Source organism: Nocardia sp. NPDC058640, assembly GCF_042716995.1.
Taxonomy (GTDB): Bacteria; Actinomycetota; Actinomycetes; order Mycobacteriales; family Mycobacteriaceae; genus Nocardia.
Genome location: NZ_JBHXRG010000002.1, coordinates 157,450 through 173,661, shown reverse-complemented (window position 1 = coordinate 173,661; position 16,212 = coordinate 157,450). Strand labels below are relative to the sequence as shown.

Annotated in this window: 12 protein-coding genes; 6 read left to right on the top strand and 6 right to left on the bottom strand. The window is 67.0% G+C overall.

Going from position 1 to position 16,212, the window contains the following annotated elements; translation table 11 throughout:
• Positions 1–11 precede the first annotated feature (11 nt).
• From ACFWU5_RS05620 to ACFWU5_RS05610, 3 genes are read right to left on the bottom strand one after another with little or no spacing between them, the layout of a single operon-like run.
• Entirely contained in the window at positions 12–3,707 is a 3,696-nt protein-coding gene (locus ACFWU5_RS05620) for an acyltransferase domain-containing protein (RefSeq protein ID WP_379241394.1), read from the bottom strand.
• Complete coding sequence (locus ACFWU5_RS05615) at positions 3,700–5,013, bottom strand: polyketide synthase (RefSeq protein WP_379241393.1); 1,314 nt, start codon at positions 5,011–5,013, stop codon at positions 3,700–3,702. Before ACFWU5_RS05615 ends, ACFWU5_RS05620 begins: the two co-directional genes overlap by 8 nt.
• Entirely contained in the window at positions 5,010–5,762 is a 753-nt protein-coding gene (locus ACFWU5_RS05610) for a thioesterase II family protein (RefSeq protein WP_379241392.1), read from the bottom strand. The genes ACFWU5_RS05615 and ACFWU5_RS05610 overlap by 4 nt, the downstream gene beginning before the upstream one ends.
• Positions 5,763–6,012: 250 nt before the next feature.
• On the opposite strand from ACFWU5_RS05610, the gene ACFWU5_RS05605 reads away from it, so the two are divergent.
• Positions 6,013–6,672: a GNAT family N-acetyltransferase gene (locus ACFWU5_RS05605; RefSeq protein WP_379266339.1), complete on the top strand. Its 660-nt coding sequence runs from the start codon at positions 6,013–6,015 to the stop codon at positions 6,670–6,672.
• Between the two features lie 82 nt (positions 6,673–6,754).
• Here ACFWU5_RS05605 and ACFWU5_RS05600 read toward each other — a convergent pair whose 3' ends face one another.
• A complete protein-coding gene (locus ACFWU5_RS05600; RefSeq protein WP_379266338.1) occupies positions 6,755–8,014 on the bottom strand; it encodes a SidA/IucD/PvdA family monooxygenase in 1,260 nt (419 codons plus the stop codon).
• 104 nt (positions 8,015–8,118) lie between these two features.
• Between ACFWU5_RS05600 and ACFWU5_RS05595 the strand changes: the two genes are divergently transcribed.
• The 3 genes from ACFWU5_RS05595 to ACFWU5_RS05585 all read left to right on the top strand — a co-directional run bounded on the left by ACFWU5_RS05595 (position 8,119) and on the right by ACFWU5_RS05585 (position 10,608).
• On the top strand, positions 8,119–8,826 hold the full coding sequence (locus tag ACFWU5_RS05595) for a siderophore-interacting protein (RefSeq protein ID WP_379266298.1): 708 nt from the start codon (positions 8,119–8,121) through the stop codon (positions 8,824–8,826).
• 79 nt (positions 8,827–8,905) lie between these two features.
• A complete protein-coding gene (locus ACFWU5_RS05590; RefSeq protein ID WP_379266297.1) occupies positions 8,906–9,325 on the top strand; it encodes a TIGR03667 family PPOX class F420-dependent oxidoreductase in 420 nt (139 codons plus the stop codon).
• Positions 9,326–9,396: 71 nt separating this feature from the next.
• Entirely contained in the window at positions 9,397–10,608 is a 1,212-nt protein-coding gene (locus tag ACFWU5_RS05585; protein WP_379266296.1) for a pyridoxal phosphate-dependent aminotransferase, read from the top strand.
• A gap of 42 nt (positions 10,609–10,650) precedes the next feature.
• On the opposite strand, the gene ACFWU5_RS05580 is transcribed toward ACFWU5_RS05585, so the two are convergent.
• Positions 10,651–12,381 carry an ABC transporter ATP-binding protein gene (locus ACFWU5_RS05580; protein WP_379266295.1) on the bottom strand — a complete coding sequence of 577 codons (1,731 nt, stop codon included), beginning with the start codon at positions 12,379–12,381 and terminating at the stop codon, positions 10,651–10,653.
• Entirely contained in the window at positions 12,378–14,210 is a 1,833-nt protein-coding gene (locus ACFWU5_RS05575) for an ABC transporter ATP-binding protein (RefSeq protein ID WP_379241387.1), read from the bottom strand. Before ACFWU5_RS05575 ends, ACFWU5_RS05580 begins: the two co-directional genes overlap by 4 nt.
• Before the next feature lie 94 nt (positions 14,211–14,304).
• Here ACFWU5_RS05575 and ACFWU5_RS05570 point away from each other — a divergent pair, with 94 nt between their 5' ends.
• Together ACFWU5_RS05570 and ACFWU5_RS05565 are read left to right on the top strand one after the other, a co-directional pair.
• Complete coding sequence (locus ACFWU5_RS05570; RefSeq protein ID WP_379241386.1) at positions 14,305–15,243, top strand: RluA family pseudouridine synthase; 939 nt, start codon at positions 14,305–14,307, stop codon at positions 15,241–15,243.
• Positions 15,244–15,361: 118 nt separating this feature from the next.
• On the top strand, positions 15,362–16,093 hold the full coding sequence (locus tag ACFWU5_RS05565; RefSeq protein WP_379241385.1) for a CPBP family intramembrane glutamic endopeptidase: 732 nt from the start codon (positions 15,362–15,364) through the stop codon (positions 16,091–16,093).
• Positions 16,094–16,212 lie beyond the last annotated feature (119 nt).

Below are 16,212 nucleotides of genomic sequence, written 5' to 3'. Positions count from 1 at the left end.
TCTTCGGCCCCTCAGCCCTGGTTGGTGTTGCGTGCCATGAGCAGCACGACATCGTCGAGCGATGCGCCGCCGAGAATCGCCGCTACCGGCAGATCGCGATCGAGCTCCGCTTTGACGCGCTTACGGAAGTCCAAGGCCTGCAAGGAATCCAGGCCGAGCGCGACCAATGGCATTGTGGCGTCGATGGATTCGGCGCTGTCGCCACCGATCACCTTGAGTAGTTCGATGCGCATGCGCAAGTCGAGTGGGACGTCGTCGGCGGCGGACGAGTCGGCTGAGCCCGATCCGCCCGGGCCGGTGCCGTTGTTCGACTGTGCGTCGCGGAATCCCGGGGTCATCCCGACTGAATGCGCCACAGACCCCGAGTTCGACTGTGCCATGGTCGCGGAGCCCGCCTGCCCCCCAGTCGCGGAGCCCGACTGCACACCGGACCAGGAGGGCCCGGAGCCCGTCCGCGCCCCGTTCCCGGAGCCTGACTGCGCCCCGCCAACGGAGCCGAACCCACCCGCGACATTCGACACACGGTCCGATTCCAGCCCGGTCAGCACACTGGCCTGCCCGAACGCACCGAGCACCTCGCGCAGGAAATCCCAATCCGCGGCGATGATCATCCCGTCACGTACCGACTCGGCGAGCCCGGCGGCGATCGCGTCGGCGGGCACCATCGGGAACACGCCCGCCTCTTCGACCCGGGCGAACCCGGCGTCATCGAGCGGACCGGCCACACTCCACAGCCCCCACTGCAGGCTCGCCGCGGCGATGCCACGGGCGCGCAGGCGACGGGCCGCCACGTCGAGCATGCGGTTGGTCACCGCGTACAGAACCTGCCCGCGCCCACCCAGCGTCGCCGCCATCGACGAGCACAGCAGCACCCGGCAGTCCACGGTCAGCGGGACGGCGTCGATCAGGTTGTCCAGGCCGCGCAGTTTCGCGGCGGCGGCGGTGTGCACGGCGTCGGCGGTGATCTGGTCGAGTTCGGCGTCGACGTAGTTGACGGCTGCGTGCAGCACCAGATTGACTGGGCGATCGGCGATCTGGGCACCGAAGGCTGCCGCGGCAGCGGGATCGCTGACATCGCAGGACCGCACCACGATCTCGGTCGCGCCGATAGCGCGCAACCGTGCGAGTTCCGGTGCCAGCGCGGTAGTTTCGCCACTGCGACTGAGCAGCGTGACTCGGCCTGCACCCGTGCGTGCCAGGTGATCGGCGAACCGAAGACCCAGCTGTCCGGTGCCGCCGACGATCACCACGTGATCCAGACCTGTTCCCAGTGAACCTATTTCGGCTGTCAGATCGACAACCAGCCGCTTCACGAACAGCTTGCCCGAACGCAAAGCCAGCTCGGATTCACCGCTGGAGTGCACCGCACCGACGACCTTCGCGGCCTGTCCGGCGGGCGATTCGTTCGCGGCCAGGTCGAGGTGCCGGAAGGTGATGCCGGGGTGTTCGATACCGACGCTGCGGAATCCGGCAGCGACGCCGGACTGGAACAGTCCCGGGATCGGGTCGCTGTCGTGCACGGACTCGCCGCCGACGGTCAGCAACCAGCATTCGCCACCGCGACGCAACACCGAAAGTGCTGTAGCCCAGGGGCGTTCGGCGTAGAAGTGCGACAGGGACTCGATCGCGGCCGCGCTGTCATCGTCGGATCCCGGCGGCAGGAGAACGATCACCGCATCGGTGTCGCCACCATCTCGGACGCCACACGATTCCGCGACGGTCTTCGCCGCTCGTTCGCTACTGGAAGGCTCTTCCGCCGCAGTATCCGCACCGACGATCCGCAGCCGCGGCACCGAGTTCCCGGTGCTACGCCCGGCAGGATCGAGGGCGGCAGACGGATGACTGACGCGAGCGGCGAGTTCCGCGGGATCTACCAGGCGGGCCGGATCAGCTGCGGACGTGCCTCGAACGGCAGGTTCCGCGGGGTCGATCAGGCGCGCGGGATCTGACACCGAAGACGCGGCTCGGGCGGCGAGTTCCGCCGGTCCGACCACACACGCATCGGCACCGTGCCGGTCGGCGGCGGCAACCAGCGCAGTGGCCAAGTCGGCGCACTCCCCCGTGTGGTCGACGATGAGCAAGCTGCGGGGCGCGGTCAGCGAGCGACGCTGCAGCGGAGTCCACTGTTCAACCAGCCGTTGGGGTTTCGGGGTGGAGACCGCGAGTTCAGCAGGGGTCTCGTGAGCGCCGAGAGGTGCCCACAGACGCTTGGGGTTGGTGATGGTGTGCGGGAAATCGCGCAGCGGCAGGGTGACGGAGTCGTCGACTCGCAGTGCGTCCCAACGGTAATCGATGTCGAGGACCGCGACTTGCGCGAGATTGCGGGTGAACTCCGACAGGCCTTCGGCAGTGCGCAGCGAAGTGCCGAGCACCCGGAAGTCGCGCGCGGGCAGGCCCGGGCGGTCCGGGACCAGGCCCAGATTCTCCTGGATAGCCAGTTGCAGCACAGGGTGTTCGGCGATCTCGATCAGCAGGTCGACACCGTCGCTGCCCGCGCCGATGACCGCGCGGTCGAAACGCACACGGTTGCGCAGGTTCCAGTACCAGTAGTCCTGGTGTGTCAGGTCAGTCGTGATCGCCGAGCCCAGAGTCGCGCCGTAGCAAGTGATTTCGGAGTCGACGAAGTGGGTTCCGCTCATCTCGTCACCGAGCATGCTCATGAAGTCGGTACGCAGTTCGGCCACGATCGAGGTGTGCGCGGGGTAGGCGACGCGGATCTCGCGCGCGAACTGGCCGCGCTCGGTCGCGGCGGCGACGAGGTCGAGAATGGTCTCCCGGTCGCCCGAAATGGCCAGGATGTGCGGGGAGTTGATCACCGACAGCTCGGCCCAGCCCGAATGCCGGGCCAGCAATGCCTCGACGCTGTCGCGATCCATGCCGATCACGGCCATCGAATAGCCGCGCGGGGAAATGCGCTCGACCAGCCGGGCGCGATGGGTCACCGCGAGCACCGCGTCACGCAACGTCATCACGCCGGCGACCGCGCCCGCGGCGAGCTCGCCCTGGCTGTGGCCGATGGTCGCGTGCGGGTCCACACCGGCGGCGCGCCACAGCGCGGCCAGGCCGGTCATGTGGAACATCAACGCGGGCTGCACTTCCCACACCGCGTCCTCGAACTGCCCCTCGTTGCCGAGCAGGTAGTGCAGCGGCTGGGAGTGTCCGAAACGCTCGGCGTGCAGGGCGGCGCATTCGTCGACGACGTCGCGATAGGCCTGCGACTGGGCGTAGAACAGCGCGCCCATACCGGGGCGCTGACTGCCCTGGCCGGGGAACACGAAGCCGATACGCCGCGCGCTCGCCGCGACGTCGCCGTGTACGACGAGATCGTGGTCCGCGCCGGTCGCGATGGCGTCGAGCGCGGACAACAACTGCTGGTCGGCGGTGTTCACACCCGCGACAGCGGTGTTCGCGCCATCAGTCCTCGGTTGCGCCCCGGCGCCAAGACCCGTGGCCACCGCGTCGGCACCGGACTCAGCCTGCGAATGCCCGGTAGCGACCACACCAGCCGTCGGCGGAGCCAGGATCAGCGCCCGACGACGACGCGGCACCCGGATGCGGAACAGCATGTCCGACAACCGTTCCGGCGTAATCCCCGGATGCGCGGCGACGTAATCACGCAGGGCAGCCGCCTCGGCACGCAGTCCATCGACGCTGTCAGAAGACAGCAGAACAGGCACCCGCCCATCGGGCATGCGGTACTCAGCCATGATTGGTCTCCTCCAGCACCGGCAGGCCCACGATGGCGTGCGCATTGGTTCCCGCGACACCGAACGAGGACACCGCGGCATAACGCAGACCGTCCGCGCCCGGCTTCCAGTCGGTCAGTTCGGCAGCCAGACGCATCGACGTTGCATCCCAATCGATTTCGGTGGTCGGCGCGTCAGCCCACAAACTCGGCGGAATCGCCCCGTGCTCACCACACAGCAACACCTTGATCAGCCCGAGCATCCCCGAAGCAGCCTGAGCGTGACCGACATTGGACTTCACCGAACCCAACAGCGGACCGTCAACGCGATCGACACCGCCGTAAGTGGCTGCCAGCGCGGTCAATTCGAGCGGATCGCCGACGGCGGTACCGGTGCCGTGCCCTTCGATCAGGCCGATGTCATCAGCACTGATCCCGGCGGCCGCAACAGTGGCCTCGATCAACCGCTGTTGCGCAGCCGAACTGGGCACCGCCAGCGGCGCACCCGCACCATTGTGATTGACCCGCGAACCCAACAGCTGCCCGTAGATCCGGTGCCCCAAAGCCTTCGCCCGCGATTCCCGTTCCAGCACAATCACTCCCGCGCCTTCGGCCCACAGGGTCCCCGTCGGGTCGGCAGCGTAGGAGCGGCAGTGGCCGTCGGTCGCAAGAGCGTTGTTCTTGGAGAATTCGTAGAACGCACCAGGCGAACCCATCACGCACACGCCACCGGCCAGCGCCCAATCACACTCCCCCGCACGAATTGCCGAGGCAGCCTGGTGTACCGCAGTCAGCGACGACGCACACGCGGTATCCACGCTGATCGAAGGACCGGTCAGGCCGAGCCCATGCGAGATCCGCCCGGCCACGGCCCCCAGCGCGGTACCGGTGGCGCGATAACCGCTGTACTCGTTCACCGACCCGGCGCGCGGCCCGTACTCGACCATCGACACGCCCATCCACACCCCGGCCGAATCCCCGTCCAACGCACCGGGATTCCGACCAGCATGCTCGAGCGCCCGCCACGCCACCCGCATAGCCACCCGCTGCTGCGGATCCATGGCCACCGCTTCACGTGGAGTGATGCCGAAGAACTGCGCGTCGAATTCGGCAGCGCCGTCGAGGAATCCGCCCCGATCGCGAACGGGAGCCCACCCGTCGAGGCGACCGAGCGCGAACAGCTCGTCCAGCGCCCATTCGCGATCACGCGGGAACGGGCCGATCAGCTCACGCCCGGCAGCCAGCGCGGACCAGAAATCAGGAAGGGACTCGATGCCGCCGGGGGCTTCGATCCCCATCCCGACGATCACGATGGGATCAATGCTCATCGCGCGAGGGCCTGGCTCACGAGCACCTCGGCGATGCCCTCGATGTTGTCGTCGAGGTAGAAGTGCCCGCCCTCGAACAGGGTGACCTCGATGTCGGCGGCGGTGCTGTGCTCCCAGCTGTGCAGGTCGCGCGGGCCGACGAACGGATCGTCGTCGCCGCCCAGCACCAGCACGGGCGTGGCGATCCGCACGTCCGCGCCGCAGGAGTAGGCGTCGAAGGCGCGGTAGTCGGCCTTGAGTACGGGCAGTGCCATGCGCATCACTTCACGGCTGGCCATCACGTCGGCGCCGGTGCCGTTGAGCGCGGCCATGTGGTCGAGCAGTTCGTCGTCCTCGGTGGGATGGCCCGGCAGCTCGGCGATGCGGTGCGGAGCGGCCGCCGCCGAGACCACCAGCAAACGCACGGACAACCCCGCGGCCTCGGCCAGCCGGACGAACTCGAACGCGACGATGGAACCCATGCTGTGGCCGAACACGGTCAACGGAGCGCCGGTGTTGTGCGCGGAGGCGACGAAGGCCTCGAACGCGCCGGCCGCCAGCTCGGGCAGGGTGTCGGCGGCGGCTTCGCGCGCACGGTCCTGACGGCCGGGGTACTGCACGATCACGGTGTCGAAATCGGCGGCCATGCGCTTGGCGAACACCCGGTAGGCCGAAGCGCCCGCGCCCGCGTGCGGCAAGACGATCAGCGGTGGCAGCGAATCGGTCCTGGGGGCCTGGAATTGCCTGATCCAGCCGAGTTCTCTTGCCATGTCGCTCTCCCTCACACCGGCCGCACAACGCTGCGCTACCGTTTCGCACTGTCCACTGCCGCACGGGCCCACCCGGGACGGTAGTCCGGGATGGATCGAATTCTGTTGCACCCGAATACGACCCGACTTGGGGGGACGGCCCGGCTATTACCGGGCGATCGGTCGGGCAACAATAACACCCGGCCATTAGTATAGGCTAGCCTTACCAGTCGAGGTGACCAAGGTAACGATCGAACGGAGCACCGAGCAGATGAATCCCGCCGGGACCCCCACCCCCCAGCCCCGCGAGCGGACCGACCTGCCCGCCGAGGTGGCCGCCGCCCCCGCGCCCATCCTGCCAGTTTTCGCGGCACCTTTCTCGCTGCGCATGGCCGACCCCGACAGTTCCGACCCCGAGATGATGGCCGAATGGATGGCCCGCCCGCACCTGCTCGAGTCGTGGGAGCAGGACTGGGACGCCGAACGTCGCCGGGAGAACTTTCGCATCCAATTGGCCGGAAACTATTCCCGCCCTTGCATTCTCAGCATGGACTTCGCCGTGCTCGGTGAGCCGGAACGGGGGGTGCGCGATATCGCCTACCTCGAGTTCTACCGGGCCGCCAAAGACGAGATCGGCGCCTTCTACGACTGCGACCCCGGCGACATCGGCTACCACATCGCTACCGCCGAGACCGCGGTGATCGGCAAGGGGATCATGACCGCCTGGATGTCGACCCTGACCGCCGCCGTGTTCGCCGCCGACCCCAACTGCCGCCGCATCATGGGCGACCCGGACCACCGCAATGTGGCGATCGCGCGCAGCCTGGCCAAGGTGGGATTCCAGCGCCTGGCCGAGATCGACGTGCGCCCCGACCGCCGGATCTCGCTGCACGCGTTCCCCCGCACGCCCGAAGATCTCCCGGTCGTCTGATCAACTGGCGTAATCGTACAAAACGTCGATCGAAAATCAGTTTTCTGATTATTTCGACGCGTTTTGTACGATTACGCCGGTCTCAACGGGCGACAGCGCGCGCCCTGGCGGGCACCGTCTGCAGCACCCGATCCGAGAGTTCGCCCAGGCAGCTGAGATTCGGGAACCCCGGCCCCTGCGACATCGCCGCCATGTTGGGCAGGTAGAGCTTTCCCGGCAGGCCGGAGACCGCCAGGTCGTAGCCGATCGACGATTCGATCCGGGTCTGGGTCAACGAACCGCCCACGGCCAGTTCGAGCAGGTCGGCGGTCTGCTGGTCGAACATGTCGAGGAACCACAGCGGCTGGCCGCCGGTCGCGTCGACCACCAGGTCGAAGTTGTGCACCTGGTCCGCGCGCAGCTCGTTGCTCAGCGTCAGCGCCAGCGATTCGCCGTGCGGGGCGATCTTGGTGACGCGACCCTGCAAATGGTGAACTCTGTTGTCGCCCAACAGACTTTCCTGCACGCGCACCGAGAACACGCCGCGGTCGGTGCGTCGGATGACGTCGCGGCGTTCCTGCAGGCTCAGTGCCGCCCACTTCACCGGGTCGCTGAACAGCGAGTTCTCGAAGAAGCTCTCGCCGCGGGTGTAGAGGGTGGCCAGCGGTGAGATCACCGAGATGGTGAGCATTTCGTGACGGACCAGTTCGTCCAGTGCCGAACCACCGGTCTCGCCGCCGCCGATCACCGCGGCGCGCGAGGCGGCGGGCAGGGTGCGCTTGCCCGCGCGGTCCCAGAATTCGGCGATGCTGAGCACGCGCGGGTGATCGAGCAGGGCGCGGCTGCTGCGGCCGGGGCCGGTGATCATCAGGCCGTCGGCGGCGAGTTCGGTGCGGGCGCCGTCGGCGTCGACCACCTCGACCTGCCACTGGCCGTCGTGGCTGATGCGCTGCACGCGGCCCAGCACCAGGTCCAGGTCGATGGATTTGGCGACCCACTGCAGGTACTTGGCCCACACGTGGTGCTGGGGGCTGGGCCTGCCGCGGTCGATCCATTCAGCGAAGGTGCCGTGTTCGATCAGGAAGGTGGTCCAGCTGAAGGCGGCCATGGCGTGATCGATGTCGCCGTTGCGGCCGCGCGCCCAGGTGGAGTGGTACGGGAAGCCGATGTCCTTTTCGGGGCTGGTGCCCAGGCGATGTTGGCCGTCGGTCCAGCCGCCGGTGGGCAGCCAGTTACCGCCCACGGCGTGCGCCTCGACGACCACCACGCGCGGCGCGGGCAGTCCGAGCGAGCGCAGAACGTGCGACTTCGCCGCCACCGCAAGGGCTTTGGGTCCTGCGCCGACTACCAGGAGGGTTTCCACCGGTTCGTTCTCCACTCTTTCACGCACAGCGCTATATTTGCACAGGCTTACCTTATTTAGCCACCGCTGCAGACAAGCGGGTTGCGTTAGGCTAACCTAACGACATGGGCAAAGGATTCAACGGACTCATCTGCAAGGCGTGGGGTGGCTCCGACTACCGGCTGACGGTGACGTCGACCGAGCAGATCACCGACACGTTCGTACGCATCGGTTTCAGCGCGGGCGGCCTGCTGGCCGACCACCCCGTGCACCCCACACAGTGGGTGCGCCTGTGGATCCCCGAAGCCGGCAGCGACAAGCTGCACCACCGCGGGTTCACGCTGGTCGCGCAGAATCCCGTCGACGACACCGTGGCCATCGACTTCGCCCTGCACGACGGCCCCGCCGCCGACTGGGCGCGCGCCGCGAAGCCCGGCGACCTGCTCGACGCCACCGTGCTCGGCTCGGACTTCCACCTGCCCGAGCAGGCGCCTGCCGAATACGTCATCTTCGGCGACACGGCCTCGCTGCCCGCGATCAACACGCTGCTGGACGCCATCGGCGACACCCCCGCGCGCGTGTGGCTGGAATGGCAGCACGAGTCCGACCAGACCATCCCGGTCAACAACAAGCCCCACCACCAGGTCACCTGGCTGCAACGCGTGGACGACGGCCGCCTGCTGCGTGAGACCGCACAGGAAATCACCTGCGACACCGACGTTTTCGCGTGGGTCGCCTGCTGCGGACACACCACCCGTTCGATCGTGAAAACCCTGCGCACCCAGCACGCGCTGCCCAAGACCGCGATCAAGGCACAGGCCTACTGGAAGTAAGCGCGCGGCGGGTAGCGGTGCGGCCCGTTTTCGGCAAAGGTGGAGCACGGAAGTGTCCCCCACCTGCGAGGAGAACACCGTGTCCATTCTCGACGCCGCCACCCCGTTCGGCGAAAAGGTCGGCAAGCGGCTGGCCAAGGAGACCGTGATCTGGTTGACCACGGTGGGGGCGAACAGCACCCCGCAGCCCAATCCGGTGTGGTTCCACTGGGAGAACGACGAGTTCCTGATCTTCTCCATGCCCAAGGCGAAGAAACTGCGCCACCTCGCGCACGACCCCCGGGTCTCCCTGAACTTCAATTCCACCGAAACCGGCGACGATGTCGTGGTCTTCACCGGCACCGCCCGAGTGGACGACCCGCCCAGCACCGACGAGATCGCCCACTACGCCCACAAGTACACCAAGGGTTTCGTGGACATCAAGATGACCGAGCAGGAGTTCTTCGAGGCCTACTCGGTCCCCATCCGCGTAACGCCAGATCGCTTGCGCGGCTTCTGAAACTCGCGTGCGGGAGCGCGCTCCCGGCGAGTACTGTGGCGAGCTCCGTCCGTATCACGGTGGGAGCCGACATGCAGTTCAAACAGTCGAGCAAGCTCGCGAATGTTTCCTACGAGATCCGCGGCCCGATATCCGAGCACGCCGCTCGGCTAGAGGCCGAGGGTCACCGGGTGATCAAACTCAATACCGGTAACCCGCTACCGTTCGGCTTCGACGCACCGTCGGAGCTGTTGCGCGATGTCATCGCCAATCTGCCGATGTCGTCGGGGTATGTGACGTCGAAGGGGTTGCTGCCCGCGCGGCGCGCGGTGGTGCAGTACTACGAGGGGCGCGGGGTGGACGATCTCGATATCGAGAACGTCTTCCTCGGCAACGGCGCATCCGAGCTGATCATGATGGCGATGACCGCCCTGATCGAGAACGGTGACGAAGTCCTCGTCCCCGCACCGGATTTCCCGCTCTGGACCGCCGCGGTGCACCTCAACGGGGGTAAGGCGGTGCACTACCGCTGCGACGAGGGTGCCGACTGGTATCCCGACATCGCCGATATCGCCGCCAAGATCACCGACCGGACCCGGGCCATCGTGATCATCAACCCGAACAACCCGACGGGCGCGGTGTATCCGAACGAGGTGCTCGAGCAGATGCTGGAGCTCGCTCGCCAGCACAATCTGATCGTCTGCTCCGACGAGATCTACGACAAGATCCTCTACGACGACGTGACCCACACCGTCACGGCCTCGCTCGCGCCGGACCTGCTGTGTTTGACGTTCAACGGGCTGTCGAAGGCGTATCGGCTGGCCGGTTTCCGATCGGGCTGGCTTGCGGTGTCCGGGCCGACCCGGCACGCCGAGAGCTATCTCGAAGGTTTGACGATGCTGGCCGGGTTGCGGTTGTGCGCGAATGTTCCTGCGCAACAGGCTGTTCAGGCGGCGCTGGGTGGGCATCAGAGTATTCACGAACTCACGCTGCCGGGTGGGCGACTGCTCGAGCAGCGGGATCGGGCGTGGACTGCGTTGAATGCGATTCCGGGAGTGTCGTGTGTGAAGCCGAAGGGGGCGCTGTACGCGTTTCCCAAGCTGGATCGGGCGACCTACCGGATCGACAATGACGAGAAGTTCGTGCTGGACCTGTTGCTGGCGACCAAGATTCACGTTGTGCAGGGCACCGGGTTCAATTGGCCGACGCCCGACCACTTCCGCATCGTCACCTTGCCGCAGGCCGATGACCTCGACCAGATCATCGGCCGGATCGGCGATTTCCTCTCCACCTACCACCAGTGAACGAAGCCTCGGCGGTGATGCGGCACCGCCGAGGCTTCGGTCTCACACAGCTTCCAGGCGCCAGCCGGTTGCGCGTTCGCGTTCGTTCCAGAAGGCGGCGTAGCGGCCGTTGAGGGCGAGAAGTTCTGTGTGCGTGCCGCGTTCGGCTATGCGGCCTGCTTCCAGGAACAGGATCTGGTCGGCGTGGGCGATGGTGGTCAGGCGGTGAGCGACCACGAGAACTGTTTTGTCTCTGGTGAGTTCGTGGATTCCTCGTACGACCACTGCCTCACTGTGAGGGTCCAGGGCGCTGGTCGCTTCGTCGAGGAGGACGATCGGGGCGTCTTTGAGGAGGGCGCGGGCGATCGAAACCCGTTGGCGCTCACCGCCGGACAGTGAGGTTCCTCCTTCGCCGACTGTGGTGTCGTAGCCGTCGGGCAGGCGTTGGACGATCTCGTCGACCCTGGCTGCTTCGGCTGCGCGGTGCAGGTCGTCGTCGGTGGCGTCGGGGTTGCCGATGCGGATGTTGTCGGCGACCGAGCGGTTGAACAGGTAGACGTTCTGGAAGACCAGGGCCAGCTGGTCCAGGAGGGTGTCCGAAGGTTGTTGGCGCACATCGTGTTCGCCGACTGAGACCGTGCCGGACTCGACGTCGTAGAAGCGGGCCGCCAGGCGCAGCAGGGTGGTTTTGCCCGAGCCGCTGGGTCCGACGATGGCGGTGGTGGTGCCCGCGGGGACCTCGAAGGTCAGGTCGGACAGGACGGGTTCGCCGGGGCGGTAGCCGAAGCTCACCTCGTCGAAGAGCACCGCGGGGGCGCCGGGGGTGACCGGGTCGGTGGGGGTCGGTAGGGGCTTTTCGGCGAGCAGGTCTGTGATGCGGTCGGCTGCCGCGGCGGCCGAGCGCAGGGCGGTGCCCAGCTGGGCGGCCTGGTTCACCGGTTCGATGAAGCGCGCGCTCACCGCGATCAGCGCGATCGCCGCGGCGGCCGAAACGGAGCCGTCGGTCACCTGGACGACCGCGATGTAAGCCAGCACCAGGAACACGGCCTGGACGAACAGCGCGAACACGATCAGGCCCGGCACCGTGGCGACCATCATCTTCGACACGGCCGAACGTTGTTGCACCAGTGCGGAATCCAGCTTCTTGTTGCCGACTCCGACCGCACCGAAGGCGCGCAGGACCGGCTGCGCCTGCGCGAATTCCACTACGCGCGAATCGGCTTCGGCCGCGGCCTCGTGCAGGCGTACGTCGGCGCCGGTGTACGCGCGGTTGGCGAGATTGTTGACCAGGTACAGCACCGGCGCGGCCAGCAGCATCGCCACCCCGATCCGCCAGTCGATGAACAGCATCCCGATCGCCACGACCAGCGGCACGATGATGCCGGTGAGCACCTTGGTGAGCAGGTAGGCGATCAGACCCTGCACCTCGCGGACCTGCTCGACCATCACGCGCGACAGCGGGCCCGCGTCGCGATCTTCGAACCAGCCCAGCGGCAACGCGTTCAGCTGATCGCCGAGGCGGGTCTGCAGACCGCGTTGCATACCGAGGCCGATGCGCAGGCCGATCACGGCCTGCAGGTAGCCGAACACGACCACGCCGAGCACGGCGGCGGCCATGCCGATGGCCCACGTCCACGCGCCGCTCAGGTCATTGCCGAACAGGGCTTCCAGCACGGGAACCAGCAGTAGATACGCGATGGCCTGGCACAGTGCCTGCAGCACGATGGCGGCGAGCAGGCGGGGAATCAGCGGGGCGAACTCGTCGGGGACGAGGCGGAAAACCTTGCGGATCATCGTGTTTCCTCCACCATGGCCAGGGTGCCGAGCGCGGCTTCGTTGATCTCCCACAGCTGCTGGTACAGCCCGCCGGCGGCGCGCAACTCGGGGTGCGTGCCCTGTTCGACCAGGGTTCCGTTGTCCAACACCAGGATTCGGTCGACGCCGGTGATGGTGTGCAGGCGGTGCGCGATCACCAGGACAGTGCGTCCGGCGACCAGGGCGGCGAGTGCGTCCTGGACGGCGGCTTCGGATTCGGGGTCGGCGAAGGCGGTGGCCTCGTCCAGGACCAGGACCGGGGTGTCGGCCAGCAGGGCACGGGCGATCGAAAGGCGTTGCGCCTCACCGCCGGACAGGGTGGCGTCGACGCCGATTTCGGAGTCGTAGCCGCGGGGCAGGGCGAGGATGCGGTCGTGGATCTGGGCGGCCCGTGCGGCGCGTTCGATGGCTTCGTCGTCTGCGTCGGCATTCGCCAGGAGAAGATTTTCGCGAATCGAGCCGCGAATCAACCGGACATCCTGGAAAACGAATCCGACGGTGCGATACAGCTCTTCGGTGGTGAATTCACGAATATCGCGGCCGTCGATAGTGATTCGGCCCGCGCCCACGTCATAGAAACGCGGCAGGAGTTTCGCCAATGTCGACTTGCCGGAACCACTCGGGCCGACAAGGGCGGTGATCGTTCCGGGAGTCAGTTCGAGGTCGATGCCTCGCAATACGTCATGTCCTGTGCGATAGGCGAATTCGACACCCTCGAACGCGACAACTCCGGTCTGGATTCCGGCTTCGGTTGCGGCGGTTTCCAATTCCGGTGTCTGCATCAGTTCATGCAAACGCAGCGCGGCCGCACCACCGGCACGCAACGCCTGCGAACCGTAACCCAGACCCAACAGCGAGCTGCCGATACCCAGCCCGACCAGCAGGAACGGCAGCAGATCCAGCGGATCCACCCAGCCCAGACCCACCCCGGCCAGCCCACCGAGCACCACCACCAGCATGACGAACACCGGCATCACCACGATGTCGGACGCCGACTGCACGCGAATGATCGGCGACTTCATCCGATGCGCGGCCCGCACCTGTCCATCGACGGCGTCCTGAAACTCCTTGTGCGCCTTGCCCGCCTGGCCGAACGCCCGCACCACCTGGATGCCGTCGACGAACTCGATGGTCGCCTCGGCGGTGCGGCGCTCCCAACGCGTGTAGACCGCGAGCCGGTCGCGGCCGTCGCGGTCCATGATCTTGCCGAACAGAATGAAGTAGGCGATCAGCGGAATCAGCAGCACCAGGGTCAGGCGCCAGTCGACGGTGACCAGGTAGCCGAGGGTGACCAGCGGGACCACCAGCGCGCCGACGAACTCGAGCCGGGCGTGCGCGACCAGATAGTGCAGGGCCTCCACGTCATCGCGCAGATAGTTCTTGACCTCGCCGGAACTGCGCTCGCCGAACCAACCCAGCGGCACGCGCGTGAGTTTGTCGGCCAGCAGGCGGCGCAGGGTGAGCTGGTAGCCGGCGTCCACGGCGTGCGACCACGTCAGCGCGACGGCCTGCAGCAGGGCGCGCGCCACGAGCACGAGCACGGCCGCGCCGAACAGCCACCACACGCGGTCGGTGTCGACCGGGGTGTTCAGCAGTTCGCGGCAGGCCGCCACGATCAGCAGGAACGGGACAACCGAGCACACCGAGGCCACGGCCACGAGCAGGCTCGCCACGGTCAGCATTCCCGATACCGGTGCCAGAATCTCCTTGCGCGCCTGCGCTTCTGCCTGCTTCTGCGCTTTCGCTGCCGCCTTGGTCGGCCGGTTTCCCGACTCCACCCCCGGCGGCGGCGCTACCTGCACCGTCATATCGTTCTCGCCTCTCGAACCTGTTCGCGGCAACTCGCCAAGGGTAGGTTAGCCTAAGTTGAGAGGTTTGCGGCCGTCGGACCAGACTGCTCCTATGCGACGTAGGCAGCAGCCGCCGCTGCCGAAACGGCACGGCCTCGATCCCGCCCGACTCCGACTCCCCGACGACGGGCAGTGGGCGACCGTGCGCGACCATCTCGTCGAACGGTTGCCGCGGGTGGATCCGGCCAGAATCGACGCGATGCTGGCGGCGGGCGAGATCGTGGATCTCGACGGCCCGCTCGCGCCGAACGCGCCGTACGTGCCCGGCGGCGCGGTGTGGTTCCACCGCGACCTGCCGGTCGAAACCGACGTGCCGTTCCAGATCGGCATCGTGCATCGCGACGACGACATCCTCGTGATCGACAAACCGCACTTCCTGGCCACCATCCCGCGCGGGCAGCACATCCTGCAGACCGCGCTGGTGCGCCTGCGCAACGACCTCGACCTACCCGACCTGATCCCCGCGCACCGACTCGACCGGGCCACCGCCGGGCTGCTGCTGTTCGTGGTGAATCCGGCGCGGCGCGGGGCGTATCAGACGATGTTCCATCGCAAGACCGTGCGCAAGGAATACGAGGCCATCGCGCCCTACGATCCCGCGCTCGAGCTGCCGCGGACCGTGCGCAGCCGGATCATCAAGGAGAAGCAGGTGCTCGCCGCGTTCGAGGTGGACGGCGAACCCAATGCCGAGACCGAGGTGGAGTTGGTCGAGCATCGCGACGGGCTCGGGCGGTACCGGCTGCGGCCGCACACCGGGCGCACTCATCAGCTGCGGTTGCATATGAACGGGCTCGGCGTGCCGATTCTCGGCGACGATTTCTATCCGGTGATCACCGATAAGTCGGTCGACGATTACACGCGGCCGTTGCAATTGCTGGCGGCATCGCTGGAATTCACCGATCCTCTCAGCGGGGAACCGCGGCGGTTCGAGACGCGGCGCACGTTGCAGGCGTGGACGGATATGCCCGGATGGTCCGAATCGGCTGTCTAGTCGCTCACAGCGTGTCGATCTTGAAGGCCTGACTCGCGGCCGCTCAACGCTGGGGTCGGCGGTTGCCCCGCATTTATCGGCCCGTTTCCGTTTCGTGATAATTCCGTACACTCGATACGTGTCCGCAACTATCGCCGATTCCCGGCCGAAACTTCACGCCTACCTCGACATCGCTGTGGTTGTCGTGGTGCTGGCGGGCACCAATTTGATCGCCCACTTCACCACCGCCTGGGCCAATATCGTCACCGTGCCGATCGCGGCGGTCGCGTTGCTCGCGCTCATGCGCAAGCGGGGACTGGGCTGGCACGAACTCGGGCTCTCGCCACGGCATTGGAAACGCGGGACCGTCTATGCGCTGGGCGCTGTCGGGATCGTGTTGACCGCCGTCGCGATCGGCGCATTATTGCCGCTGACCAGGCCTTTCTTCCTCGCTGATCGGTACGCGACCATCTCCGGCGCGCTCATCGCGTCCATGATCGTCATCCCGCTGCAGACCGTGATCCCCGAAGAACTCGCGTTCCGCGGGGTCCTGCACGGCACGCTGGACCGGGTTCTCGGCGTGCGCGGCCTGTTCGCGGCCGGATCCCTGATGTTCGGCCTCTGGCACATCGCGTCGTCCTTCGGCCTGGCCGCAGGCAACAAGGGCCTGTCCGCCATCGTCGGCGGCGGCCTACTCGGCCAGATCGTCGGCATCACCCTCGCAGTCGCCGCCACCGCCGCCGCGGGCATGGTCTTCACCTGGCTCCGCCGCCGCAGCGGCAGCTTGCTCGCGCCCATCGCCCTGCACTGGTCCCTCAACGGCGCAGGCGCCCTCGCCGCCGCCATCGTCTGGCACACCGCGCTCAGCTGATCTGGACGCTCGATCACCACGCTCTCAGGTAGGAATTTCGATCGAAATCCCGCCCTCAGAGCGTGGTGATCGGGCGTCCAGTTTTGCGTTGTCGTTGACCGGGGGGCGGGGGGCGTTTA